Source organism: Priestia sp. P1_B12_1 (assembly GCF_056406695.1).
In genome coordinates this window covers 1-645 of the sequence record NZ_JBFTZR010000068.1, presented here as the reverse complement: position 1 = coordinate 645, position 645 = coordinate 1, and the positions used below count along the sequence as shown (strand labels likewise).

Genomic DNA, 645 nt, shown 5'->3' with positions numbered 1-645 from the left:
CCCATAGCGCAAGCTAGTAAGATCCCTGAAAGATGATCAGGTTGATAGGTCAGAGGTGGAAGCGTGGCGACATGTGTAGCTGACTGATACTAATCGATCGAGGACTTAACCAAACTTTAAAAGCGTAAGCTTTACTCAGCAAACWGTTATCTAGTTTTGAGAGAACAAAACTTTTCCAAAAAAGTCTTGCTTTCTTTTGAAAATCATGTATAATATAATATGTCTGGTGGCGATAGCGAAGAGGTCACACCCGTTCCCATACCGAACACGGAAGTTAAGCTCTTTAGCGCCAATGGTAGTTGGGACTTTGTCCCTGTGAGAGTAGGACGTTGCCAGGCTTATATATCGGAGGATTAGCTCAGCTGGGAGAGCACCTGCCTTACAAGCAGGGGGTCGGCGGTTCGATCCCGTCATCCTCCACCATTTGCCGGTGTAGCTCAACTGGTAGAGCAACTGACTTGTAATCAGTAGGTTGGGGGTTCAAGTCCTCTTGCCGGCACCAGTTTTTTCGAGCCATTAGCTCAGTTGGTAGAGCATCTGACTTTTAATCAGAGGGTCGAAGGTTCGAGTCCTTCATGGCTCACCATTTATATTCACACGCGGGTGTGGCGGAATTGGCAGACGCGCTAGACTTAGGATCTAGTG

The 645-nt window shown here is 47.4% G+C and carries 3 tRNA genes and 2 rRNA genes; all 5 read left to right on the top strand.

Annotation, left to right across the window (positions count from 1 at the left end):
- Nucleotides 1-113: ribosomal RNA gene (locus AC1D0Y_RS29680) — 23S ribosomal RNA — on the top strand; the annotation flags it as partial.
- Between the two features lie 109 nt (nt 114-222).
- Nucleotides 223-338, top strand: a 5S ribosomal RNA gene (rrf, locus tag AC1D0Y_RS29675).
- A 9-nt stretch (nt 339-347) separates the two neighbouring features.
- Nucleotides 348-423 (top strand) — tRNA-Val (locus AC1D0Y_RS29670).
- A 3-nt stretch (nt 424-426) separates the two neighbouring features.
- A tRNA-Thr gene (locus AC1D0Y_RS29665) sits at nt 427-502 on the top strand.
- 8 nt (nt 503-510) lie between these two features.
- A tRNA-Lys gene (locus tag AC1D0Y_RS29660) sits at nt 511-586 on the top strand.
- The last annotated feature ends 59 nt before the right edge of the window (nt 587-645 follow it).